General features: G+C 75.8%; 23 protein-coding genes and 1 riboswitch. Of the genes, 13 read left to right on the top strand and 10 right to left on the bottom strand.

Going from position 1 to position 23,503, the window contains the following annotated elements:
• Positions 1–11 precede the first annotated feature (11 nt).
• The gene (locus tag ACI8AK_RS20685; RefSeq protein WP_387989226.1) at positions 12–356 is read right to left on the bottom strand and encodes a DUF3817 domain-containing protein; all 345 of its coding nucleotides are present in this window, start codon (positions 354–356) and stop codon (positions 12–14) included.
• Positions 346–711 (bottom strand): metalloprotease, encoded by a 366-nt coding sequence (locus ACI8AK_RS20680; RefSeq protein WP_387989229.1) that lies wholly within the window; start codon positions 709–711, stop codon positions 346–348. Before ACI8AK_RS20680 ends, ACI8AK_RS20685 begins: the two co-directional genes overlap by 11 nt.
• A gap of 255 nt (positions 712–966) precedes the next feature.
• Between ACI8AK_RS20680 and ctaC the strand changes: the two genes are divergently transcribed.
• Together ctaC and ACI8AK_RS20670 are read left to right on the top strand one after the other, a co-directional pair.
• A complete protein-coding gene (gene ctaC, locus ACI8AK_RS20675) occupies positions 967–1,839 on the top strand; it encodes an aa3-type cytochrome oxidase subunit II (protein ID WP_387989232.1) in 873 nt (290 codons plus the stop codon).
• A gap of 54 nt (positions 1,840–1,893) precedes the next feature.
• Positions 1,894–2,298: a cytochrome c oxidase subunit 4 gene (locus ACI8AK_RS20670; protein ID WP_387989235.1), complete on the top strand. Its 405-nt coding sequence runs from the start codon at positions 1,894–1,896 to the stop codon at positions 2,296–2,298.
• Positions 2,299–3,020: 722 nt separating this feature from the next.
• Here the strand turns inward: ACI8AK_RS20670 and qcrB are convergent.
• Genes qcrB through ctaE form a run of 4 tightly spaced genes read right to left on the bottom strand, consistent with a single transcriptional unit; the run spans position 3,021 to position 7,360 of the window.
• On the bottom strand, positions 3,021–4,739 hold the full coding sequence (gene qcrB / locus ACI8AK_RS20665) for a cytochrome bc1 complex cytochrome b subunit (RefSeq protein ID WP_456903166.1): 1,719 nt from the start codon (positions 4,737–4,739) through the stop codon (positions 3,021–3,023).
• Positions 4,739–5,851 (bottom strand): cytochrome bc1 complex Rieske iron-sulfur subunit, encoded by a 1,113-nt coding sequence (gene qcrA, locus ACI8AK_RS20660; RefSeq protein ID WP_387989240.1) that lies wholly within the window; start codon positions 5,849–5,851, stop codon positions 4,739–4,741. Before qcrA ends, qcrB begins: the two co-directional genes overlap by 1 nt.
• Entirely contained in the window at positions 5,848–6,729 is an 882-nt protein-coding gene (gene qcrC, locus ACI8AK_RS20655) for a cytochrome bc1 complex diheme cytochrome c subunit (RefSeq protein ID WP_387989243.1), read from the bottom strand. Before qcrC ends, qcrA begins: the two co-directional genes overlap by 4 nt.
• Before the next feature lie 7 nt (positions 6,730–6,736).
• Entirely contained in the window at positions 6,737–7,360 is a 624-nt protein-coding gene (gene ctaE, locus ACI8AK_RS20650) for an aa3-type cytochrome oxidase subunit III (protein WP_387989246.1), read from the bottom strand.
• A 135-nt stretch (positions 7,361–7,495) separates the two neighbouring features.
• Between ctaE and ACI8AK_RS20645 the strand changes: the two genes are divergently transcribed.
• Positions 7,496–7,909, top strand: coding sequence for a hypothetical protein (locus ACI8AK_RS20645; RefSeq protein ID WP_387989249.1), 414 nt, complete (start codon positions 7,496–7,498; stop codon positions 7,907–7,909).
• A complete protein-coding gene (gene trpD, locus ACI8AK_RS20640; RefSeq protein ID WP_387989252.1) occupies positions 7,906–8,964 on the top strand; it encodes an anthranilate phosphoribosyltransferase in 1,059 nt (352 codons plus the stop codon). Before ACI8AK_RS20645 ends, trpD begins: the two co-directional genes overlap by 4 nt.
• A gap of 21 nt (positions 8,965–8,985) precedes the next feature.
• On the opposite strand, the gene ACI8AK_RS20635 is transcribed toward trpD, so the two are convergent.
• Together ACI8AK_RS20635 and ACI8AK_RS20630 are read right to left on the bottom strand one after the other, a co-directional pair.
• Entirely contained in the window at positions 8,986–9,270 is a 285-nt protein-coding gene (locus tag ACI8AK_RS20635) for an Lrp/AsnC family transcriptional regulator (protein ID WP_387989255.1), read from the bottom strand.
• Between the two features lie 10 nt (positions 9,271–9,280).
• Positions 9,281–11,233 (bottom strand): DEDD exonuclease domain-containing protein, encoded by a 1,953-nt coding sequence (locus tag ACI8AK_RS20630; protein ID WP_456957800.1) that lies wholly within the window; start codon positions 11,231–11,233, stop codon positions 9,281–9,283.
• Between the two features lie 165 nt (positions 11,234–11,398).
• Between ACI8AK_RS20630 and ACI8AK_RS20625 the strand changes: the two genes are divergently transcribed.
• The 5 genes from ACI8AK_RS20625 to ACI8AK_RS20605 all read left to right on the top strand — a co-directional run bounded on the left by ACI8AK_RS20625 (position 11,399) and on the right by ACI8AK_RS20605 (position 17,712).
• Complete coding sequence (locus ACI8AK_RS20625; protein WP_456957798.1) at positions 11,399–13,129, top strand: D-alanyl-D-alanine carboxypeptidase family protein; 1,731 nt, start codon at positions 11,399–11,401, stop codon at positions 13,127–13,129.
• Positions 13,130–13,240: 111 nt separating this feature from the next.
• Complete coding sequence (locus ACI8AK_RS20620; RefSeq protein ID WP_387989265.1) at positions 13,241–13,528, top strand: hypothetical protein; 288 nt, start codon at positions 13,241–13,243, stop codon at positions 13,526–13,528.
• Positions 13,529–13,684: 156 nt separating this feature from the next.
• Positions 13,685–13,864: riboswitch (cyclic di-AMP (ydaO/yuaA leader) on the top strand.
• Between the two features lie 16 nt (positions 13,865–13,880).
• Positions 13,881–15,077, top strand: coding sequence for a C40 family peptidase (locus ACI8AK_RS20615; RefSeq protein ID WP_456957796.1), 1,197 nt, complete (start codon positions 13,881–13,883; stop codon positions 15,075–15,077).
• 170 nt (positions 15,078–15,247) lie between these two features.
• Entirely contained in the window at positions 15,248–16,573 is a 1,326-nt protein-coding gene (locus ACI8AK_RS20610; protein WP_456957794.1) for a M48 family metalloprotease, read from the top strand.
• Positions 16,570–17,712: a glycosyltransferase family 4 protein gene (locus tag ACI8AK_RS20605; protein WP_456957792.1), complete on the top strand. Its 1,143-nt coding sequence runs from the start codon at positions 16,570–16,572 to the stop codon at positions 17,710–17,712. The genes ACI8AK_RS20610 and ACI8AK_RS20605 overlap by 4 nt, the downstream gene beginning before the upstream one ends.
• A 108-nt stretch (positions 17,713–17,820) precedes the next feature.
• Here the strand turns inward: ACI8AK_RS20605 and ACI8AK_RS20600 are convergent, their stop codons facing one another.
• A complete protein-coding gene (locus tag ACI8AK_RS20600) occupies positions 17,821–19,620 on the bottom strand; it encodes an AMP-dependent synthetase/ligase (protein ID WP_456957790.1) in 1,800 nt (599 codons plus the stop codon).
• A gap of 156 nt (positions 19,621–19,776) precedes the next feature.
• Here ACI8AK_RS20600 and ACI8AK_RS20595 point away from each other — a divergent pair, with 156 nt between their 5' ends.
• Genes ACI8AK_RS20595 through ACI8AK_RS20580 form a run of 4 tightly spaced genes read left to right on the top strand, consistent with a single transcriptional unit; the run spans position 19,777 to position 22,734 of the window.
• Positions 19,777–20,208 carry an SRPBCC family protein gene (locus ACI8AK_RS20595; RefSeq protein WP_456957788.1) on the top strand — a complete coding sequence of 144 codons (432 nt, stop codon included), beginning with the start codon at positions 19,777–19,779 and terminating at the stop codon, positions 20,206–20,208.
• A 4-nt stretch (positions 20,209–20,212) separates the two neighbouring features.
• A complete protein-coding gene (locus ACI8AK_RS20590) occupies positions 20,213–21,433 on the top strand; it encodes an ArsA family ATPase (RefSeq protein WP_456957786.1) in 1,221 nt (406 codons plus the stop codon).
• Positions 21,430–21,741 carry a hypothetical protein gene (locus ACI8AK_RS20585; RefSeq protein WP_456950324.1) on the top strand — a complete coding sequence of 104 codons (312 nt, stop codon included), beginning with the start codon at positions 21,430–21,432 and terminating at the stop codon, positions 21,739–21,741. Before ACI8AK_RS20590 ends, ACI8AK_RS20585 begins: the two co-directional genes overlap by 4 nt.
• A complete protein-coding gene (locus ACI8AK_RS20580; protein WP_387989288.1) occupies positions 21,742–22,734 on the top strand; it encodes an ROK family glucokinase in 993 nt (330 codons plus the stop codon).
• Here the strand turns inward: ACI8AK_RS20580 and ACI8AK_RS20575 are convergent.
• Positions 22,731–23,438, bottom strand: coding sequence for a hypothetical protein (locus ACI8AK_RS20575; protein ID WP_387989291.1), 708 nt, complete (start codon positions 23,436–23,438; stop codon positions 22,731–22,733). The two genes, ACI8AK_RS20580 and ACI8AK_RS20575, sit on opposite strands and share 4 nt — an antisense overlap.
• Positions 23,439–23,503 lie beyond the last annotated feature (65 nt).

Below are 23,503 nucleotides of genomic sequence, written 5' to 3'. Positions count from 1 at the left end.
GAGGAGGACGGTCAGAGGGGCCGGCCGGCGCGGACGCGGGTGGTCACCCGGCGCTCCGCGACGAACGACACGAGGGGGACGACGCCGGCGAGCAGCACCAGCAGGGTCCCCTTGGCGGTGAACCGCGCCTTGAGGGCCAGGTCGAACGCCGTGACGAGGTAGACGATGTAGAGCAGCCCGTGGACGGGCGAGACGACCGCGGACACCTCGGGGATCCCGGCCGCGTAGCGCAGCGGGATGGCGACGGCGACGAGCACCAGGAGCATCACGCCGACGGCGTAGGCCATGACGCGGTAGCGGGTGAGCGCGCCGGCCACCTGGGGGGTCAGCGTTCCCTGCTGCGGCTCAGCGGCCACTCGGACCCCGCTGACCGAGCGCCCGCTCGTTGAGCTCGGCGAGGTAGGCGTTGTAGGCGGCCAGCTCCGGGTCCCCGCTGGTGTCGACCCGCGGCCGCTGGTACAGCACGACGGCGGTGGTCGGCTCGTCCTCGTCGGGGTGCCGGTTGAGTTCGACGCGGACCATCCGGACGTAGAACCACAGGCCCATGAGCCCGTACAGCGGCCACTGCAGCGCGTAGCTCCAGTTGACCGCGCCGCCGCCGGCCTCGGCCTTGGTCAGCTGCCAGTACCCGAGGAAGAAGGTGGCGACGAACAGGGCGGCCACCAGCAGGTGCAGCAGCACCCAGCGGGGGGTCAGCAGCCGCGTCCACACGCCCTCGACTCTAACCGCCCCGGCCGCCGGCGAGGCGGCACGGTGAGGAGGGCCACGAGCGGCCCCGTCACCGGCGTCCCGGCGGTCCCGGCCGACCCGCCGGTACCGGGTCTCCGGTGGTCGGCCGCCGTGCGGGGTCGGCTAGTCTCGGCCCAGACTGAGGTCGGCGCACGGACCAGGGCGGGCTCCCGCCCGTGGCCGCGCCGGGAGAGCCGCCCGGGAACCGCCGGGCGGAGGACGAGGAGGCAGCGAGCAGTGGCTCGACGCAGCAGGCTCGCGCGGGTCGCCGCGCTCGGTCTCCTGGGGGTGCTCACCCTCACCGGGTGCGACCTCAACAACGAGTTCTGGCGCTTCGGGTTCCCCGAGGGCGTGACCGAGGAAGCCACGGCGATCCGTCAGCTGTGGACCGGGTCGGTCATCGCGGCGCTGATCGTCGGCTTCATCGTGTGGGGGCTGATCATCTGGTCGGTGATCGTGCACCGGAAGAAGGGCGACGACCTGCCGCGACAGACGGCGTACAACCTGCCGCTGGAGATCGCGTACTCCATCTTCCCGTTCATCATCATCGCCGCCCTGTTCTTCTTCACCACCTCGGTGCAGAACGACGTGCAGGAGCGCAGCGACGACCCGGACACGACGATCGCGGTCAACGCCTTCAAGTGGAACTGGCAGTTCGTCTACCCGGAGACCACCGGTCCCGACGGCGAGCCGGTGAACACGGTCGGCTCGACCGACGAGATCCCGATCCTCGTGCTGCCGGTCGACCAGGACATCCGCTTCGAGGTCGCCTCCGCCGACGTCATCCACTCGTTCTGGGTGCCGGAGTTCCTCTTCAAGCTCGACGTCATCCCGGGCAACGAGAACGGCCGGGACAACGTCTTCGAGCTGCACCCGAACGAGACGGGTGCCTACGTCGGGCGCTGTGCGGAGCTCTGCGGCTCGTACCACGCGTACATGAACTTCGAGGTCCGCATCGTCAGCGCCGAGGACTACGAGGCCTACCTGGCCGCCCGTGAGGCGGGTCAGAGCACCCGCGAGGCGCTCGAGAGCATCGGCCAGGACGGCGAGGCCACCACGACCCGGCCGTTCCGCGTGGGCGACGGCTACTACCAGCGTGCGGCCGACTGACGTGTCCGCCGGCACCGAGGACCACCGCACCGACGCTGCGCAGGGAGGACGGCCGTGAAGGTCGAGGCGCTCATCTTCAACCTCATCGCGGTGTTCTGCATCGTCGCCGCGGCCGTCTACGGCTTCTGGTCGCAGGAGCCGATCGGCACCACCGCGCTGATCCTGTCCGGGGGGCTCACCGGCCTCATCGGCGGCTTCTTCTGGTTCATCTCCCGCCGCATCGACGCCCGCCCCGAGGACCGCAAGGACGCCGAGATCGCCGAGGGCGCCGGCGAGCTGGGCTTCTTCCCCCCGGCCAGCTACTGGCCCTTCGGCCTGGCCTCGGCCGCGGCCGTCACGGGCCTGGGTCTGGCCTTCTGGTACGACTGGCTGATCATCATCGGGGTCGTGAGCCTGCTCGTGACCATCGGCGGCCTGCTGTTCGAGTTCTACGTCGGGCAGAACGCGCAGTCCAGCTGACGTCCGCTCGCTGACGAGGGCCCCCTCCCGCACCGCGGGAGGGGGCCCTCGTGCGTTCCCGGCGCCGGATGCCGGCGGGCTCCGTGGCGGCCGGGGATCCGGGAGTGCCACCCCACGGGGCGTCGCCTACGGGGTCCGGGCCGGCCTCCCCGGTGCTCCAGGAACGCCGTGTGGCCGCCGTGGCAGCGTCCGCGGTCACCCCGCCCCGTGCCCGCCGGGCCGCCGACGGGCACCACCGGTCCGGGCCGACGACGCACGGGGCGGAGCGCGGTGGCCGTCGCCGGGGGGAAGCGTCCGGCCGCGACGGGCGGGCGTTGCGACCGGACGCGAACGCCGCTCGCCGCGGTGGGGGAGTGGCCTGCGTGCCGTCCTCCGACACGGCGCTACGGGCGGAGGACGACCGCCGTCGCCGCTGCGGGGGACCGGAGGCCGCACGGGCCGCCCCCTCCCGGCGCTTCCTGCCCCCCCCGTGCCGTCACGCCGGCCGCGGGACCGTCGTCCCGGTCGACGCCGTGCGGGTCCGCGGCCCGCGGTCCCGCCCAGGGCCCTCGTCGCGGCCGACGCCGCCCGGGCTGTCCCGGGACCGTCCTGGTGTCGCGCGGCCAGGGGCGGCTGTGCCCGGGCTCGGCGTGGCCGCCTCGTGTGGGCGCACTCGTGCCCGGAGATGCAGCAGGGCCCCGGTGGAGTGCTCCACCGGGGCCCTGCGTGCGCTGTGCGTCGCGTCAGTCGCGCGGTTCCTGCGGGCGTCCGCCCTCGGAGGGGCGTCCACCCTCGGCCGGCCGGCCACCCTCCGCCGGGCGCCCGCCGTCGGCGGGACGGCCGCTGGTGGTGAGCTCGCGGCCCGGCTCGGCCGCGGACAGGCCCCGCTCCTCGCCGCGCTGCTCGAGCTCCACCGCGGTCGGCTCCTCGATCGGCGAGAAGAACCCGCGGATGGCGCGGCGGGCGCCACCGACCTGGTTCATCTTCTTGGGCACCGGAGCACCGCCGTAGGCCAGCTGGCTGTGGCCGTGCGCGTCCACCGGGCCGAGGGGCTGGTGCACCTCGATGAACTCACCGTGCGGCAGCCGGCGGATGACACCGGTCTCGATGCCGTGCTCGAGGACCTCGCGGTCGTGCTGCTGCAGACCGAGGCAGATCCGGTAGGTGAGCACGTACGCGATCGGCGGCAGGACGATCAGGCCGATGCGGCCGATCCAGGTCATCGCGTTGAGGCTGATCTGGAACTTGTCGGCGATGACGTCGTTCGCACCCGACAGCAGCAGCACCACGTAGAAGGCGATCGCCATCATGCCGAGCGAGGTGCGCACGGGCACGTCGCGCGGGCGCTGGAGCAGGTGGTGCGAGGCGGTGTCGCCGGTCAGCTTCCGCTCCAGCATCGGGTAGGCGAGCAGGAGCGTGAAGATGATGCCGGGGAGCACGACCGTCGGCCAGAACAGCGCCGGGATGTTGTAGTTGCCCGGCAGGTAGATGTCCCAGGCCGGGAACAGGCGGGTCGAGCCGTCGAGGAACATGACGTACCAGTCGGGCTGCGACGCCGAGGACACCTGCGCCGGGTTGTACGGGCCCCACAGCCACACCGGGTTGATCTGCACGAGGCCACCGAGGGCTGCGCAGACACCGAAGACCACCAGCAGCAGACCGGTCGCCTTGCCGGCGAAGGTCGGGAACAGCCGGTTGCCGACCACGTTGTGCTCGGTGCGGCCCGGGCCGGGGAACTGGGTGTGCTTCTGCTTGACCAGGATCAGCAGGTGCACCGCGATCAGCGCCAGGATGATCGCCGGGATGAGCAGCACGTGGGCGATGTAGAGCCGCCCGACGATCAGCTCGCCGACGTAGTCACCGCCGAAGACCGCCCAGTGGACCCAGGTGCCCACGACCGGGATCGACAGGATGATCGCCGACATGATCCGCAGGCCGGTGCCCGAGAGCAGGTCGTCCGGCATCGAGTAGCCGGCGAAGCCCTCGAAGATGCCGAGGATCAGCAGGGCGACACCGATGAGCCAGTTGGTCTCGCGCGGCCGGCGGAAGGCGCCGGTGAAGAAGATCCGCAGCATGTGGCAGACGATCGCGGCCATGAACAGCAGCGCCGCCCAGTGGTGGATCTGCCGCATGAGCAGGCCGCCGCGGACGTCGAAGGAGATGTCCAGCGTCGAGGCGTAGGCGATCGACATGTGCACGCCGCGCAGCGGCGCGTACGAGCCGTCGTAGGTGACCTCGGTCATCGAGGCCTGGAAGAAGAACGTCAGGTACGTGCCGGTGAGCAGCAGGATGATGAACGAGTAGAGCGCGATCTCCCCGAGCAGGAACGACCAGTGGTCGGGGAAGACCTTGTTCAGCGTCCGGCGGGTCCAGCCGGCGACGATCAGACGGTCGTCGACCTCGAGAGCGGCCTTGCCGATGCGGGTGGTGGGCGCTCCCGGCGCGGTGGCGGTGCGAGCCATCAGATGCGCTCCCGGTTCCAGTAGGTGGGACCCACGGCTTCAATGTAGTCGCTGCGCGCGACGAAGAATCCCTCGTCGTCGACCGTGATGGGCAGCTGCGGGAGCGAGCGGGTGGCGGGCCCGAAGACCGGCTTGGCGCCCTGCGTGACGTCGAACTGCGACTGGTGGCACGGGCAGAGGATCCGGCTGGTCTCCTGCTCGTACAGCGACACCGGGCAGCCGGCGTGCGTGCAGATCTTGGAGTAGGCGACGTAGTCGCCGTAGCCGAAGTCCTCCTGGCCCTGCCGCGGGACCGACTCCTCCTGCTGCGAGGGGCGCAGCCGGATGAGCATCGTGGCCGCGTCGGAGAGCCGGTTGCCGCCGGGGACGGCCGGGAAGACGGTCTCCAGGGAGCCGGGGACCTGGTCGCCGGGGCGGATCGGGGTGCCGTCGTCGCGGACGAGGCGGACGCCCTCGGCCCACTCGGTGGTGCCCAGCGGGTTGCCCCGGTTCGGGTTCTTGATGAGGCCGCCCAGCGGGGCGATCAGCATCAGGCCCAGGCCGCCGCCCATGAACAGGAGGCTGCGGGTGAGGAGCTTGCGCCGCTTCAGGCCGCTGTTGTGCAGCCCGCCGACGAGGGTGGCGCCGGTGGTGACGCGGTCGAAGTGCGAGCCGTCGTGCTTGTCCTGCACCGCCGTCTCGTGCGGCAGCAGCTTCTTCGTGTAGAGGACCAGGCCCACGCCGAAGAAGGTGAACGCCAGGCCCATGAGGGCGCCGAGCAGCGGGGTGTAGAGCGTGCTGAAGGTGCTGCTGCCCAGCTCCCACTGCCAGTCGGGCAGGAACCAGCCGGCGCCGGCGTAGACGACGACGAAGGCGAACGCCGACAGCCCGGCGAGGCCGAACATCAGGCCGACCTGGCGGACGGCGCGCCGCTCGATCGCCGACCCCGGCTCGGGGCCCGGCTCGACGTGCAGGATCTGCACGCCGTCGTACCGGGCGCCGAGGCGGTCGAGCTCCTCGCGGGGGAGTGCCGCGAGCTGCTCGGGGGTGTAGTCGTCGTCCGGGCCGCCGTGCAGCGGGCCCGGGGTGTCCGCCCCGCCGGTCGAGCCGGGGCGGGTGTCGTGCGTGGTCACGCCTTGCTCCCCATCCAGAAGATCCCGAACATCAGCGCGGAGATCGCGACGGTCCAGATGACCAGGCCCTCGCTGACCGGGCCGATGCGGCCGATGCCCGCGCCACCCGGGTCGGGCATGTCGGTGATCGTCTGCACGTAGTTGATGATCGCCCGCTTCTCCTCGGGGGTGATCTGGTTGTCCCCGAAGACCGGCATGTTCTCGGGGCCGGTCAGCATGGCGGTGTAGATCTCGAGGTCGTTGGAGTCCTCGAGGCTGGGCGCGTACTTGCCGGACGAGAGCGCGCCGCCCTGGCCGACGAAGTTGTGGCACTGCGAGCAGTTGAGCCGGAACAGCTCACCGCCGGCGGCCAGGTCGCCGTCGCGCAGGTCCCCGGAGGGGAGGGTCGGGCCGCCGCCGTTGGCCTGGACGTAGGCCATCAGCTGGTCGATCTCCTCGTCGGAGAAGACGGCCGGCTTGTCGGGGCCCTGCTCCGCCTGGCGCACCAGCGGCATGCGGCCGGTGTGCACCTGGAAGTAGACGGCGGCCTCGCCGACGCCGATGAGCGACGGGCCGCGGTTGGGCACGCCCTCGAGGTTCTCGCCGTGGCAGCTGATGCAGCTGCGCTCGTACAGCTCGCGGCCGGCGGCCTCGGCGCTGGACTCGCTGCCCTCGTCGGCGGCCTGAGCGCCCGGGGCGAGGGTCGAGTAGAGCGCGCCGGTCAGGACCAGCCCGGCCATGAGCGCGGCGACGTTGCCGATGCGGCGGCGCTGCTTGGAGCGGCGGCGGGCGCGGGCGGCGGCGGCCGGGGTCCCCTCGGCCGGACGGCGGCGCGACCAGCGCGACCGCCGCGGCTCCTCGTCGGGCAGGGTGTCGGACTGCGGGTTCGTGGTGGACACCGGTTCCCTAGCGGATCAGGTAGATCGTGGCGAAGAGCCCGACCCACACGACGTCGACGAAGTGCCAGTAGTAGGAGACCACGATCGCCGAGGTCGCCTGTGCCGGCGTGAAGCGGCCCATGGTGGACCGGATGAGCACGTAGACGAAGGCCACGAGGCCGCCGATGACGTGCAGGGCGTGGAAGCCGGTCGTCAGGTAGAAGACCGAGCCGTAGGTGCTGCTCGAGATGGTGGTCGCGTGGTCGGTGACGAGCACCCGGTACTCGTTCGCCTGGCCCAGCACGAAGACCAGCCCCATGACGAAGGTGATCGTGAACCACCGGCGCAGGCCGTAGACGTTGCCGCTCTCGGCCGCGAACACGCCGATCTGGCAGGTGACCGAGGAGGCCACCAGGATCAGGGTGAAGACCAGCGCGTACGGCAGGTTCAGTTCGGTGGGTTCCGGGGGCCAGCCCTCGGTCGAGCGCGCCCGCGCGGTGAAGTACATGGCGAACAGCCCGGCGAAGAACATCAGCTCGCTGGAGAGCCAGATGATCGTGCCGACGCTGACCATGTTCGGTCGGGTCAGGGAGTGCACCCGCGAGGTGTCGAAGGTGCTGCTCGCCACGGGGGCCGTTGTCACGCCGCCCATCATGGCATCGGCCGCCGACGTGCACAGACCGTGGGTGGCACGGCGTGGCCGCGCCGTGACCGGCCCGAGACCGTCCCCCGGACGGGGGTCCGCGTCGACCCGGACGGGAGCCGCGCGGGCACTAGGCTGCCGGGCGTGAGCGACGCGCCGGCCACCGTCCTGGTCTACAGCTCCCGGCCCGAGGTCCGCGAGGCCGTCCGGACCGCCGTCGGCCGCCGGCCGGCGCCCGACGTCGGGCCGCTGACCTGGATCGAGTGCGCCACCGGCGAGGACGTGGTCGACACCGTCGACGGCGGCGGCGTGGACCTGTGCATCCTCGACGGCGAGGCGCAGCCGACCGGCGGCCTGGCGCTGGCCCGGCAGCTGACCGTCGAGGTCGCCGACCGGCCGGCCCTGTGCGTGCTGATCGCCCGCCAGCCCGACCGCTGGCTGGCCCACTGGTCGCAGGCCGACGCCACGCTCGCGTTCCCGGTCGACCCGCTGGTCGCCCCCGAGGTCGTCGCCGGCCTGCTGCGCGCGCACGCGGGCCGCCGTCCCGTCTCGCGGTGAGCGCGGGCACCACCGCCGGGCCGACGTGGCCCGGCCTGCTGACGCGCCTGCTGGCCCGCCAGGACCTCACCGCCGCGGACACGGCCTGGGCGATGCGCGAGGTGATGTCCGGCGAGGCGACGCCGGCGCAGGTGGCCGGCTTCGCGGTCGCCCTGCGCGCGAAGGGCGAGGCGCCGGAGGAGGTCGCGGGGCTCGCCGCGACGATGCTGGAGCGCGCGACGCCGGTCGAGGTGCCGGTCCCGACCGTCGACGTCGTCGGCACCGGCGGCGACGGCGCGCACACGGTGAACATCTCGACGATGGCCGCCGTCGTCACCGCGGCCGCGGGGGTGCCGGTGGCCAAGCACGGCAACCGCGCCGCGTCGTCGTCCTCGGGGGCCGCCGACGTGCTGGAGGCGCTGGGCGTCGTCATCGACCTGCCGGCCCCGGCCGTCGCCCGCTGCGTGCAGGAGGCCGGCATCGGGTTCTTCTTCGCGCCGGTGTTCCACCCCAGCTTCCGGCACACCGCGGCGCCGCGGCGGGAGCTGGGCATCGGGACCGTCTTCAACTTCCTCGGGCCGCTGACCAACCCGGCGCGGCCGGTGGCCGCCGCGATCGGCTGCGCCGACCCGCGGATGGCGCCGGTCCTCGCCGAGGTGGTCGCCGGCCGCGGCGCCCGTGCGCTGGTCTTCCGCGGCGACGACGGGCTGGACGAGCTGACCACCGCGACGACGTCGAGCGTGTGGGTGGCCCGCGACGGCGCGGTGGTGCCCGGGCGCGTGGACCCGGCCGCCCTGGGCATCGCCCCGGCGGGGCCGGACGCGCTGCGCGGCGGGGACCCGGCGCACAACGCGGCGGTCTTCCGGCGGGTGCTCGACGGCGAGCGGGGACCGGTGCGCGACGCCGTCCTGCTCAACGCCGCCGCGGCGCTGGCCGCCTTCGACGAGCGCGGCGGCGAGCTCGGGGACCTGCTCGGCGCGGGGATCGAGCGGGCCGCCGCCGCGGTCGACGACGGCCGGGCCGCCGCGCTGCTGGACCGGTGGGTGGCCGTCAGCCGCGAGGCCGCCGGCCGCTGAGGCCGGTCACGAGCCCTCGAGTCACTGGTTCTCGAGGCCCAGGGAGAACGCCGCCTCCAGGTCGTGCCGCGAGTAGGCGCGGAAGGCGATGTGCGTCTCGGTCTCCAGCACGCCGGGCACCTTGTTGACGCGCCCGGCGATCACCTCGGCCACCTGGTCGAACTCGCGGACCCGCACGATCGCGATCAGGTCGACCTCCCCGGCGGTCGAGTAGACCTCGCTCACGCCGTCGAGGTCGGCGATCGCCGCCGCCACCTCGGGGATCGCGTCGGTGGCCGCGTCGATCATCACGATGGCGGTGATCACGCCCCGGATGCTAGTTGAAGGACCCTCCTGCCCCCCACGCCTCGCTCCGCTCGGCGCGGGCCCCTGCGGGAGGGCCGTTCCAGGACGTCACCGGGCCGCCGGGCGCCGGACCCGCGGCGGCCGGACCCTCGGGGGAGACGCGCTCGGGGCGGGTGCGGGTGCCCAGCTGCCGGCCGTCGTGGAAGGGGTCGCGCAGTGCCCGGCCGGCCTCCACCCGGGCGAGGAACCCGCTGAGCCCGCCGGTGCCCGGGGCGGCGCAGGCGAGCGTGCCGGTGACCTCGACCAGCCGGGTGCCGGGCTTCTCCATCCACCGCATGACCAGCTCGGTCTCGTCGACGGTGGCGGCCAGCCCGCCGTCGTCGGGGGTGGTCTCGGCGGTGGCGCGCAGGACGGCGAGGGTGTCGCGGACCGACGTCCCGCGCGGCGCGCACCCGGCCGCGACCAGCCGGCCCCGCCGGACGACCGACAGCGCCCACCCGCCGGCGCCGTCGGACCGGGCGATGACCACCTCCGGGACGGCGGCCAGCGACTCCAGCCGCTGCCGCCGGCGCACCGCCCGCACGAGGACCGCGACCCGGTCGCGCAGCACCCCGGCGTCCTCGAACCGCTGGGCGGCCGACAGCCGGTCGACCCGGTCCAGCAGCGGCGCGACCAGGGCGCTCGGGTCGCCGGCCACCGCCGCGCGCAGCACCGCGGCCACCGCGGCGTACTCCTCGACCGACTGGTGGCCCCCGCACGGGCCGCCGCAGCGCCCCATGCCGAACAGCGCGCAGGTGCTCGTGCGCACCCGCGGGGACAGCCGGGCGGTGCACTGCCGCAGCGGGAGCGCCTCGTGGATGGCGGCGGTGGCCATCTCCGCGGCCCGCCGGTCGGCGAACGGGCCGAGGAAGAGCCCCGCGTCGGGGCGGACCCGCCGCACGGTCGACAGCCGGGGGAAGGGCTCCTCGGTGAGCCGCAGCCACAGCGCGCGCTCGGGGAAGCGGGAGCGGCGGTTGTAGCGCGGCTTGTGCTCGGCGATCAGCCGCAGCTCCCGGACGGCGGCCTCGAGGTCGTGCGCGCACGGGACGGCCTCGACGCGCTGGGCCAGCGCCACCATCTCGGTCATCCGGCTGCGCTGTTCCCCGGAGGAGAAGTAGCTGCGGACGCGGGTGCGCAGGTCGTTCGACGTCCCGACGTACAGCGGCTCCTCGCGCGGCCCGCGGAAGACGTAGACGCCCGGGCCGGACGGGACGCCGTCGGCCAGGTGGCGCTTCCCCCTGCGGACGGGGTCGACCTGGCGGGTGAGCCCGTGCAGCTCCTCCAGCGACGTCACCCCGAGCGGGCCGAGTCGTTCGAACAGGCCGTGGAGGACGTCGACGGTCGCCCGGGCGTCGTCGAGGGCCCGGTGGCAGGGCGAGGTGGAGGCGGAGAAGTAGGGCGCCAGGGTGGCGAGCTTGCAGTTGGGCACCTCGTCGCGGGAGAGCAGCCGCCGCGCGAGGACCGCGGTGTCGACCGAGGCGGCCGCGGGCCACGGCGTGCCGGTCTGCTCGCAGGCCGCCTTCAGGAACCCCAGGTCGAAGGGGGCGTTGTGCGCCACGAGGACGGCGCCGCGGGCGAACTCCAGGAAGGCCGGCAGCACGGCGTCGATCCGCGGGGCGGTGGCGACCATCGCCGTGGTGATCCCGGTGAGCACGCTGATGTAGGGCGGGACCTCGCAGCCGGGGTCGACCAGCGTCTGGAACTCCCCGAGCACCTCGCCGCCGCGCACCTTGACCGCCCCGATCTCGGTGATCGCGCTGTCCTTCGGCGACCCGCCGGTGGTCTCCAGGTCGACGACGACGAAGGTGACGCCGGCCAGTGGCGTGCCGAGGTCGTCGATGCTCGCCTGGACGTAGGGAGTGCGGGGGAGCGGCCGCGCGCCGTGGGCGGGTGCCTGCTCGTGGCGCGGCACCGAGGAGCCCGTGCCGCTGGCGGGGAAGAGCACGGCGGGACGGTAGGCCGGGGGTCGGACAGTCCCGGGGACGCGCGCCCGGGGGAGACCTCGCCCGACCGGGGGACCGGCGGGGCGCGTCGCGCTTGCGGCAGCGGCTCCACGGAGATGACGATCCCCGGGCGGACCGGCGGGGTCCGGAACTGCAGAGGTGGTCCGATGCGCGCGCGTTCCCTGGGGCGCACCCGGCGGGGCGTGGTGTCCGTGCTGGTCACGGCGGTGGTGGCCGTCCTGCTCGCCGCCCCGGCGGCCGCCGCGCCCAGCGACCAGCCCGGCGGGACCAGCGGGGTCCTCGACAGCGAGGCGCTGGACCGGCTGCAGCGGCGCGCCGCCGAGGTCCAGGCCGACCTGCAGCAGCGGCAGACGGAGGTGGCCGCCGCCCGGCAGCAGCTGGCCGACGCGCAGGCCGACGTCGACGCCGCCCGCGCCACGGTCGACGCCGCCGAGGGCGAGCTGGCGCAGCACCGGTCGGTGGTGGCGCGGTACGCGTCGGCGGTCTACCGCGACGGCGGCGCGCTGACCCCGCTGACCGTGCTGCTCACCGGCGGCGACCCGGCCGACGTCGTCGCGGCGCTGGGCTACCTGGAGGCCGTCGACGCGCACACCACGGAGGTGGTCGGTGCCGCCGAGCAGCAGCGGCGGACCGCGGTCGACCGGCAGACCTCCGCCGACGCCGTCCTCGCCGAGGCGCGGCAGCGGGCCGACCGGCTGGCCGCGGAGGTGGCCGAGCTGGAGGCCTCCGCCGACGCGGTCACCGCGGAGCTCGACGTCGCTCTCGGCGACGTCGACCGGCAGCTGTCGGACCTGCAGCGCCAGCAGGTCGACGTCAACACCCAGACGGCGGCCAACTGGCGGGCCTACCTCGGCCAGCTGCGCCAGGCCGGGGTGACCGCGCCGCCGGCGGCCGAGCTGCTCGACCCGGTCCGGGGCCTGCCCGCGGGGCTCACGCCGATCGGCGCGGCCGCCGGCGGCGCGCAGCGCGGCGCCGCGCAGCTGCCGCGCCGGCCGGTGTCGCTGCTCGTGCTGCCCGCCGAGACGCTGGCCGCGGTCACCGCGGCCATGGACGCCCTGGGCCGGCCCTACGCGCCGGGGACGGCCGGCCCGGACTCCTGGGACTGCGGCTCGCTGGTCTCCACCGTCTACCGCGACGCGGGCATCGACCTGCCCGCCGACCAGGCCGGCCTGTTCGCGGTCACCACGCCCGTCGACCCGGCCGACGTCCTGCCCGGCGACCTGGTCTTCCTCGGGACCCCCGAGGCGGGCCTGGGGCACGTCGGCATCGCGCTGGACGCGCAGACCGTGCTCGCCGCCGACGCGCGGGCCGGCGCCGTCGTCGTCCGCCGGCTGCCGGCCGACCAGGTGGTCCACGTCGGGCGGCCGAGCCTCGGCCCGCGGCCGGAGGTGCCCGCCCCCGGTCCGGTCGGCGGAGCCCTGCGGGTCGAGTGCGGCAACACCGTCTACCCGCCGAGCTTCGACGGCGCCCGGGCCTGGGGCGGCTACCCCAACGGCCTCATCCCGCCGAGCGCGCTGTGCCCGATCGGGGTGGGCGGCCACTCGCTGCGCTGCGACGCCGCGGCGGCCTGGCGGGCGATGAGCGCGGCGTTCGCGTCGGCGTTCGGGCAGCCGATCTGCATCACCGACTCCTACCGCACCTACGCCGGCCAGGTCCGCCTGTACGGGGAGAAGCCGGCGCTGGCCGCGGTCCCGGGCACCAGCAACCACGGCTGGGGGCTGGCGGTCGACCTGTGCGGCGGCATCGACGGCTTCGGCACGCCGCAGTACGCGTGGATGGTCGCCAACGCCGGCCGGTTCGGGTGGCTGCACCCGACCTGGGCCGACCCGGGCAACGGCCGCGAGGAGCCCTGGCACTGGGAGTACGCGGGCGGCTGAGCCGGGACTGTCGGTGGCCGTCCCTAGCGTGCTGGTCGACCGACAGGGAGACCCGTCCCGACCGCGGCCCGGCACCGGGCGGCGCGGCCGGGGCACCGGAGGGACACGGCCATGCTCATCGACTGCGACTCGTGCACCGCGCGCGGCGCCGGCTGCGCCGACTGCGTCGTCACCGCCCTGCTGGGCGCCCCGCCCGCGGAGCGGGACACCGGCCCCGTGCTGCTGCCGGTGCCCTCCGTCCCGGCGGCCCGGACGGCGGACGGCGCACTGCCGCGCCCGGGCGTGGTCGTGGAGCTCGACGACGTCGAGCGGCGGGCCGTGCGGGCGCTGGCCGAGGGCGGCCTGGTGCCGCCCCTGCGGCACCGGCCGTCGCGGGACGGGCGCCGGCGCACGGGCTGACCGGCGCGGACACCCGATCGGGTACGCACCGGAGTGGCGCGGCTGCTGACCGTGTGTGTCCTCACAGTTCCCGCACCCCCCGTTTGTCACAACTGCATCACGTCCGTACTGTGGCGCCGTCCGGCCGGGTGGTCGTCACCCGACGCAGGGTGACCTCGGCCGACACCGCCGAGTCACCGGACGCCCTCCCGGAGGTGCGCGAGGTGAGCCGGGGACCCACCGCAGCACTGGGGTGAGTTCTCGCGCGCGCCGGTCCCGACCGGGGCGCGGAGATAGGGCACGTCTTCCCAGCCCGAACCCGTCAGCTAACTCGGTAGGCGGTTGCTGAGGAAGAAACGGAGAGCCGCCGCCCGTGGCGACCCCCCGCCCTGCCCTGGGGCATGCACGCGAGAAGTCCACACCCACCACCCGGATCGCCGGCCTGCACCGCCCGTCGCGGGCCCGCCGCCTCGGCCGGGTCACCTTGGTCGGCACCACCGCCGCGCTGACCCTCACCCTGCTGTCCGGCACCGCGGCCGCCGACCCCGAGCGGGCCGGCACCCCGGAGCAGGCCGCCCAGCTCGCCGCCGAGGCCGGTCACCGGCTCGAGGTCGTCACCGAGCAGGTCAACGAGGCCCGCGAGGTCCTCGCCCAGCAGCAGGCCGCCGCCGACGAGGCCGACCGGGCCGCCGCCGAGGCGCAGGACCGGCTGCAGGACCTCGACGGCCGGATCCGCGAGGTGGCCCGCAGCGCCTACACCGCCGGCAACGGCGACGGCTTCGCCGGGCTCGACCTGCTGATGACCAGCGACTCGGCCGAGGACTTCGTCGCCTCGCTGGCCACCCTCGGCCAGATCGCCGACCACACCACCTCGGTCCTCGACCAGGTGAACGAGGCGGCCGCCGCCGCCCGGCAGGCGCAGGCCGACGCCGAGGCCGCCGAGACCGAGGCGCAGCGCACCCTCGACGGCCTGAGCGCCCAGGAGGCGCAGCTCCAGGGCGACATCGCGGACTACCAGGCGCAGTTCGCCGCGCTCACCGAGGCGCAGCGGCAGGCGGCGCTCGCCGCGCAGGAGGCCGGCCTGGCCGCCGGCGCGCAGGCCGGGCCCAGCGCCGGCGGCGGCGCGGGTGGGGAGAGCGCGCCGGCCACCGCGGGCACGCGGGCCGCGGCCCCCGCTCCGGCCCCGGCCCCGGCGCCGTCGGCGGGCAGCGGCGGCAGCGGTGCCGCGCAGACCGCGGTGCAGACGGCGCTGGCCCAGGTGGGCGACCCCTACGTGTGGGGCGCCGGCGGGCCGAACGCCTTCGACTGCTCGGGCCTGACCCAGTACGCCTACGCCGCGGCCGGCATCAGCCTCCCGCACTCCAGCAGCATGCAGTCGCGCATGGGCACCGCCGTCTCGCGGGCGGACCTGCAGCCGGGTGACCTGATCTTCTACTACAGCCCGGTCAGCCACGTCTCGATGTACATCGGCAACGGCCAGATGGTGCACGCCTCCACGTCGGGGCAGCCGGTGAAGGTCGTGTCGGTCGACTCGATGGGCGGCATCACCGCCATGCGCCGCATCGCCTGACGGAGGACCTCCCCGCCCCCACCGCTCGCGAGCTCCCGGCGGGCCCCTGCAGGGAGGCCGTTCCAGCACGTCGCGAGGCCGAGGGCCGGTGACCCGGACGGGTCGCCGGCCCTCGGCGTCCGCCGGGGGAGCGCACGGTGCGGCACCGGCGCGCGCCTAGGATCGGCCGGGTGGGCAGGGCGGGCGGGACGAGCACCCGCCCCGGCCCCGAGGCCACCCGGCCAGACCGCACCGGCTCCCGCCGGGCCGCGCTGCTGGTCGCGCTCGTGCTCGGCGCGGCGCTCGTCCTCGTCATCGCGCTCCGGACGCCCTGGACGCCGCTGCCCACCCCGCCCGGCGGCGCCTCCCCGGTCACCGACGACGCCGGGCTGCCCGCCGAGGTCGTCCGCCGCGCCGAGGCCCTCGCCGCCGACATCCGTCCCGCGTCGCTGACCAACCTGGTGCTCGGGCTCGCGGTCTCGGCGCTGCTCGGCCTCACCCGCCTGGGCAGCCGCCTGGTCACCGCGGTCGGCCGGGCGGGAGGCCGCCGCTGGCCGCTCACCGTGCTGCTCGGCACGGTCACGCTGGTCGTCGTCGGCCGGCTGGCGACGCTGCCGATCTCCGCCTACGGCGAGGTCGTGCGGCACCGCTACGGGCTGTCCACGCGCTCCTGGCCGCTGTGGCTGCGCGACGTCGCGGTCTCCACCGCCATCGACGCCGGGCTCACCGCCCTGGGCCTGCTGGTGCTCGTCGCGCTGGCCCGCCGCGCCCCCCGCGCCTGGTGGGCGTGGGCGGCCGGCGGCGCGGCCGCGCTGGTCGTCGTCGGCTCCTTCCTCTACCCGGTGGTCATCGAGCCCGCGTTCAACAGCTTCACGCCGCTGCCGGCCGGCGAGCTGCGCACCGACCTGCTCCGGCTGGCCGAGGAGAGCGGCTCCCCGGTCGAGGACGTCCTGGTCGCCGACGCGTCCCGGCGGACGACGTCGCTCAACGCCTACGTGTCCGGGTTCGGCTCGACCCGCCGGGTGGTGCTCTACGACACCCTGCTGGCCGACGTCCCCCCGGACGAGATCGAGTCGATCGTCGCCCACGAGCTCGGGCACGTGGCCACCGACGACGTCCTGACCGGCACGCTCATCGGGGCGCTCGGCGCGGCCGCCGCCGTCGCCCTGCTCGGCTGGCTCCTGACCTGGGCGCCGCTGCTGCGCCGCGCCGGCGCGGACTCGGCGGGCGACCCGCGCGTGGTGCCGCTGGTGCTGCTCCTCGTCGCGGTGGGGTCCCTCGTGTCGACGCCGGTGCAGAACCTCGTCTCCCGGCACGTCGAGGCCCGGGCGGACCTGGCCGCGCTCGACCTCACCCGGGACGCCGCCGCCTTCATCGAGATGCAGCGCCGGCTGGCCGAGACCAACGTCTCCGACCCGAGCCCGCCGGCGCCGTGGCAGTGGTTCTTCGGCTCCCACCCGACGGCGGCCGAGCGGGTCGCGATGGCCGAGGACTGGCTGCGGCTGGGCGACCGGTGAGCGACCGCGGCCGCACGCTCGTCGTCACCAACGACTTCCCGCCGCGGCAGGGCGGCATCCAGACCTTCGTCGCGGCGCTGCTCGAGCGCCGCCCGCCGGACTCCCTCGTCGTGCTGGCCTCCCGCTCACCGGGCTGGGAGGCGTACGACGCGCGGCTGCCCTACCGGGTGGTCCGGCAGCGGACGGCGGTGCTGCTGCCCACGCCGGCGACCGCCCGGGCCGCGACGGCCCTGGCCGCCGAGCACGGCTGCGACACCGCCTTCTTCGGCGCGGCCGCGCCGCTGGGCCTGCTGGCGCCCACCCTCCGCGACGCCGGGGTGCGGCACCTGGTCGGCGCCACCCACGGGCACGAGACGGGCTGGGTGGCGCTGCCCGGCGCCCGCCGGCTCATGCGCCGCATCGCCGGCGGCCTGGACGTGCTGACCTACATCAGCGAGTACACCCGCAGCCGCCTGGAGCCGGCGCTCGGCGGGTGCACCCGGCTGGCGCAGCTGTCGCCCGGGGTCGACGTCGACCGGTTCACCCCCGCGGTCGACGGCACCGCGGTGCGGCGGCGGCACGGGCTGGGGGAGTCGCCGGTCGTCGTCTGCGTGTCCCGGCTGGTGCCGCGCAAGGGGCAGGACGTGCTCGTGGCCGCCTGGCCGCAGGTCCTCGCGCGGCACCCGGGCGCGCGGCTCCTGCTGGTCGGCGGCGGCCCGGACGAGGCCCGGCTGCACCGCGCGGTGGCCGACCGGCGGCTCGGCGACTCGGTGCTGCTCACCGGCCCGGTGACCCCGGACCGGCTGCCCGAGCACTACGCGGCGGGGGACGTGTTCGCCATGCCCTGCCGCACCCGCCGCGGCGGCCTGGACGTCGAGGGCCTGGGCATGGTCTACCTGGAGGCCGCCGCCGTCGGGCTGCCCGTCGTCGCGGGCACCTCGGGCGGGGCGCCGGAGGCGGTGCGCGACGGCGAGACCGGCACGGTCGTCCCCGACCCGCGCTCCCCGGACGCGGTCGCCGCCGCGGTCACCGCGCTGCTCGACCACCCGGCCCGGGCGCGGGCCATGGGCGCCGCCGGGCGGGCGTGGGTGGAGCGGCGCTGGTCGTGGACGACGATCGCCGCGCAGTTCGCCGGGCTCCTGGAGCCCCGCGACGACTGAGCCCCGCGACGACCGGGCCCCGCGACGACCGAGCCCCGCGACGACCGGGCCCCGCGACGACCGAGCCCCGCCCCACGCAGCGGCGGGACGGGGCTCGGTCGGTCCGGTTCAGCTGTTGTAGAGGGCCTCGACCTCCTGGTCGAACTCCTTCACGACCACCGCGCGCTTGAGCTTCAGGCTCGGCGTCAGCATCCCGTTGTCCTCGGTGAAGTCCGTGGCGAGGACGCGGTACTTCTTGATCGCCTCGGCCTGGGACACCGCCCTGTTGGCGTCGGCGACGGCGGCGTCGATCTCGGCCCTGACCTCGGGGTCGTCGACGAGCGCGGAGGGCGGGGTGTCGGCCGGCTTGCCCTTGCTCTCCAGCCAGGCGGGCAGGGCCTCGGCGTCCAGGGTGATGAGCGCCGCGATGAACGGCCGCTGGTCGCCGACGACGATGCACTGGCTGACCAGCCGGTGGGCGCGCAGCCGGTCCTCGAGCACCGCGGGGGCGACGTTCTTGCCGCCGGCGGTCACCAGGATCTCCTTCTTGCGGCCGGTGATCCGGGTGAAGCCGTCGGCGTCGATCTCGCCGATGTCCCCGGAGTGGAACCAGCCGTCGGGGTCGATCGCCTCGGCGGTGGCCTGCTCGTTCCTCCAGTAGCCGCGCATGACGACGCCGCCGCGGATGAGGATCTCGCCGTCGTCGGCGATCCGGAACGAGACGCCGGGCAGCGGGCGGCCGACCGTGCCGATCCGCAGTGCGCGGTCGTGGTTGACCGAGGCGGCGGCGGTGGTCTCGGTGAGGCCGTAGCCCTCGTAGACGGTGACGCCGGCGCCGCGGAAGAAGTGGCCGAGCCGCTCGCCGAGCGGGGCGCCGCCGGAGATGGCGCCGAGGCAGCGGCCGCCGAGAGCGGCGCGCAGCTTGCTGTACACCAGCCGGTCGAACACCGCGTGCTGGACGCGCAGGCCGAGGCCCGCGCCGCCGGTGTCCTGGGCGCGGGACCAGGCGATGGCCACCTGGGCGGCCCGGTCGAAGATCCTCCCCTTGACCGGGCTGTCCGCCTCGGCCTTGGCCTTGGCCTGGTTGAAGACCTTCTCGAACACGCGCGGGACGGCCAGGACGAACGTCGGCCTGAACCCGCCGAGGTCCTCGACCAGGTTCTTCACGTCCGGCGTGTGGCCGATGACGGTGCGGGTCTTCACCGCGCCGACCTGCATGACGCGGGCCAGCACGTGCGCCAGGGGGATGAACAGCAGCAGCGAGCCCTGCACGTTCATGAACCGGTCGAGCAGGCTCATGCCGTTGCCGACCTCGAACAGGAAGTTGCCGTGGGTGAGCTCGCAGCCCTTGGGGCGACCGGTGGTGCCCGAGGTGTAGATGAGCGTCGCCAGGCTGTCGGCGTTCAGCGTCGCGCGGCGGGCCTCGAGCTCGCTGTCGGGGACGGCCTCACCGGCAGCGGTGAGCGTGCCGACGGCGTCGTCCTCGATGACGTACAGCGGGCCGAGGTCGGGGGCCTGGTCGCGCACCGAGTCGACGGCGGTGGCGTGCTCGGCCTTCTCGACGATCGCGGCGACCGCGCCGGAGTCGGAGAGGATCCAGGCGACCTGGTCGGGGCTGGAGGTCTCGTACACCGGGACGGTGACCGCGCCGGCCGTCCAGATGGCGAAGTCGATGACGGTCCACTCGTAGCGGGTCTTGGCCTGCAGGGCGACCCGGTCGCCGGGCTGCACGCCCGCGGCGACCAGCCCCTTCGCGACGCCGGCCACCTGCTCACCGAACTCCCGCCAGGTGACGTCGACCCAGCGGCCGTCCCGCTGCCTGCGCAGGCCGACCTCGTCGCCGTGCTCGGCGACGTTCTCCGCCAGCATGTCGGTGAGCGCCTCCGAGGCACCCACCTCGGTCGTCGCCGGGACGCTGTACTCGCGCACGCTCCGTCCTCTCCTCCCCGTGCGGCCGGGGCGCCGCTGCCCGCGGTCCCCGCGCGGGACACGTCCCGCCGAATCTACCGGCTGGGGCTACCGGTGAGTAGCCGTGCCCGGTCCACCCACCCTGCGTCTTCCGGGTGAACGGCTAGCCTCAGGCGCATGGCGGAGCAGTCCACCCAGTCGATCGTCGTCTCCGCGCCGGCGGCCGAGGTGATGGCCGTGATCGCCGACTTCGAGGCGTATCCGCAGTGGGTCAAGGCGGCCCGGACCGTCGAGGTGCAGGAGCGCGGGCCCGACGGCCGCGCCCGCCGCGTCCGGTTCGTCATCGACGCGACCGTCCTCACCGACGAGTACGTCCTCGACTACGCCTGGGACGACGACCGGCAGGTCTCCTGGACCCTGGTCACCAGCAAGATCATGAAGCGGCAGGACGGCTCGTACACGCTGCGCGAGGCCGGTGGCGGCACCGAGGTGACCTACCGGCTCGCCGTGGACATCGGTGTCCCCATGCTCGGGATGATGAAGCGCCGCGCGGAGAAGGTCATCCTCGACACCGCGCTCAAGGAGCTCAAGAAGCGCGTCGAGGGCTGAGCCCGTGCGCACGCTGCTCCTCACCGGCCCCGGCGGAGCCGGCACGACCACCCTCGCCGCCGCGGCCGCGGTGCGCGCCGCCCGGGACGGGCGCCGGGTGGTGCTGGTGACCCGCCAGCCGGTCCCCGACGGGACGGCGGCGGCGGGCGTCGAGGTGGTCGTCGCCGAGCCGCAGGCCGGGCTCGAGGCGCTGTGGGCCGAGCGGGTGGTGGGCCCGGCGTCGGCGGTGCCCGACCTCGAGCTGCCGCCCGCGACCTCGGTGGTGCCGCTGCCCGGCGCCGGCGAGCTCGGCGTCCTCGCCGCGCTCGGCCGGGTGCGGCCGGACACCGACCTCGTCGTCCTCGACGCCGGGCCCCTGCCCGCCGCCACGGGGCTGGTCGCCCTGCCCGGCGCGCTGCGGTGGTGGCTGCAGCAGGTGCTGACCACCCGCGTGCGGGTGCTCGCCGCCGTCCGCACCGCCGCCGTCCGCGCCGGCACGGTGCGCCGCGGCGCCGCCGACCTCGCCCTCGACGCGGTGCCCGACCTCGAGGCGCTGCTCGACCGGCTGCGCCTGACCGACCCCGCCGCCACCGCGGTCTGGCTGGTGGGTCGGCCGCGGCCCTCCGCCGTCGCCGCGCTGCGGGCCGCGACCACCGCCCTGGCCGTGCACGGACAGCGCCCGGTGGGCGTGCTCGCCCGCCGGCTGCCCGCGGCCGGGCCGGCGGACTGGGCGGTCGCCCGGGCCGCCGAGGAGGAGGCCGCGCTCGCCGGGCTGGCCGGGATCGCGCCGGTGCGGGACGTCGCCGAGGCCCCGGTCGAGCCGGCCGGCGCCGAGGCGCTCGCCGCGCTGCTGCCCGACCTGCCCGACCTGCCCGGGCCCGCGGGCGACCCCGCCCCGCCGGTGCCCGCACCGGAGCGCGTGGACGGCGGGTGGCGGCTGACTCTCCCGCTGCCCTTCGCCGAGCGCGCCGGGGTGCGGCTCACCCGCTGGGACGACGACCTGGTGGTCACCGCCGCCGGCACCCGCCGCTCGCTCCGCCTGGACCCCCTGCTGCGCCGGTGCGTGGTCACCTCGGGCACCCTGGCCGACCCGGGCACCGCCGCCGCGCGGCTGGAGGTCGGCTTCGCCGCCGACCCGCAGCAGTGGCCGGCCGACCTGCTGGCGGCCGTCGGGGCGGACGGTGCGGAGGGAGCGCCGTCGAGCGGTGCGGCGGACGGCCCGGCGGACGACAGGGGGACACGGTGAGCGAGGGAGCCGACTGGCTCGATCAGGCGCGGCGGCTGGCCGCCGGGCTGGGACAGGCCTGGGCCGAGACCGGCGCCGCCGCGGAGGGGGAGACGCCCGGGCACGAGCCGGGCGGGGACTGCCGCTGGTGCCCGCTGTGCCGGGCGGCCGCCGTCGCCCGCCGGCCGGACGTCAGCGAGGCGCTCGCCGACCTGCTGACCAGTGCCGCGGGTGCCCTGCGGTCGGGAGCCGCCCCGCCGGCGCCGCCCGCGCCGGAGCCGGCCCCGGCGCCCGAGCCGGCGCAGGTCCAGCACATCGAGCTCGGCTGAGTGGCCGGCGACCGCACCGGTCCCGCCGCCCTGCCCGCGCTCGGCGTCGACGTCGGCGGGACCAAGGTGGCCGGCGGCGTCGTCGCGCCGGACGGGACGGTGCTGGACACCGCCCGCCGCTCGACGCCGACCGCGTCGGTGACCGAGACCGAGGCCGCGATCGCCGGGGTGGTCGAGGAGCTCGCCGTCCGGCACGGCGGCCCGCTGGCGGCGGTCGGCGTCGGCGCGGCCGGCTGGTTCGACCGCACCGGCGACGTCGTGCTGTTCAGCCCGCACCTGGCCTGGCGGCACACCGCCCTGCGCCGCGACCTCGCCGCCCGCCTGCAGCGGCCGCTGTGGGTGGGCAACGACGCCGACGCCGCCGCGTGGGCCGAGTACCGCTTCGGCGCCGCGCGGGGGGCCGAGCTGGCCCTGTGCATCACCCTCGGCACCGGCATCGGCGGCGGGATCGTCGCCGGCGGCCGGCTGCAGCGCGGCGCGCACGGGGTGGCGGGGGAGTGGGGGCACATGCGGGTGGTCCCCGACGGGCGGCTGTGCGCCTGCGGCAACCGCGGCTGCTGGGAGCAGTACGCCAGCGGCAGCGCCCTGGCGACCACCGCCCGCGAGGTGGCCACCCGCTCGCCGGCCGCGGCGGCCCGGCTGCTCGACCGCGTCGACGGCGACCCGGCGCAGCTGAGCGGCGAGGACGTGGCCCGCGCCGCGGCCGACGGCGACCCGGTGGCGCTCAGCCTGGTGAGCGACGTCGGTGAGTGGCTCGGCCAGGGCATCGCCGACCTGGCCAGCGTCCTCGACCCGGACGTCGTCGTCATCGGCGGCGGGGTGAGCGTGCTCGGCGACATGGTGCTCGACCCGGCGCGCGAGCGGCTCGGGCGCGCGCTGCCCGGACGCGGCTTCCGGCCCGGCCCGCGGGTGGTCGCCGCGGCGCTCGGCGCCTCGGCCGGCCTGGTCGGCGCGGCGGACCTCGCTCGCGCGGCGGTCTGCGCCGGGCTCTAGACGACGGCCCCGTCGTCGCCGTCGTCGTCGCGGTCGCGCATCCGGGACAGCGCCAGGGCGGCGCTGCCGACCAGGGCCGCGACGCCGAGCACCAGGCCGGTCTCGGTCCTCAGGCCCAGCACGCCCGGCGCGCCGACCAGCACCACGCCGGCCGCGGCGAGCAGCACCGCGTAGAGGGTCGACGGCGAGGGCATCGGCACCGGCGGGGCCGGCGGGGGCTCGTAGTGCTCCTCGGCGAGCGGGTCGTCCTCGTCGTCGTCGGCCGGCGGCGCGGCGGGCCGGACGACGGCGGGCTCCGCGGGGTCGGCGTCCTCGACGACGGTGCGCCCGTGCTCGGCCTCGTAGGCGGCGACGATGCGCGCCCACTCGGCGTCCTCGTCGAGGTCGCGCCGCAGCGGGCGCCGCTCGGCCGCGGGACCGCCGGCGGGGGCGTGGTCGTCGGCGTGCCGCTCGACCAGGGACCGGCCCTCGCCCAGGCGGGTGCGGTCGACGAACAGCCGGTCGGCCGGCGGGCTGGGGAGGAAGACGGTGCGGGTGTAGGGCCCGACGTCGGCGGCCGGCTCCAGGTAGGCGGCGATGCCGGCGTCGCGCAGCACGTCGAGCAGGTGCTCGCCCACGCGCGGGTCGACGTCGCGCAGCGGCGCCCAGAGCGCGGCGTCCAGGCCGTTGTCGCGGCGGCCCCGCCCGCGCCGCGGCCCCGTCACGCCGCGGCTCCCCGGGGGAGCGGCCGGTCAGCAGCCACGGTGGTCCTCCTCCGGGGTCGGGCGCG

It is taken from the genome of Geodermatophilus sp. SYSU D00867, assembly GCF_054050315.1.
The sequence above is the reverse complement of the archived record's forward strand: the minus strand, read 5'-3'. Positions and strand labels throughout refer to the sequence as shown.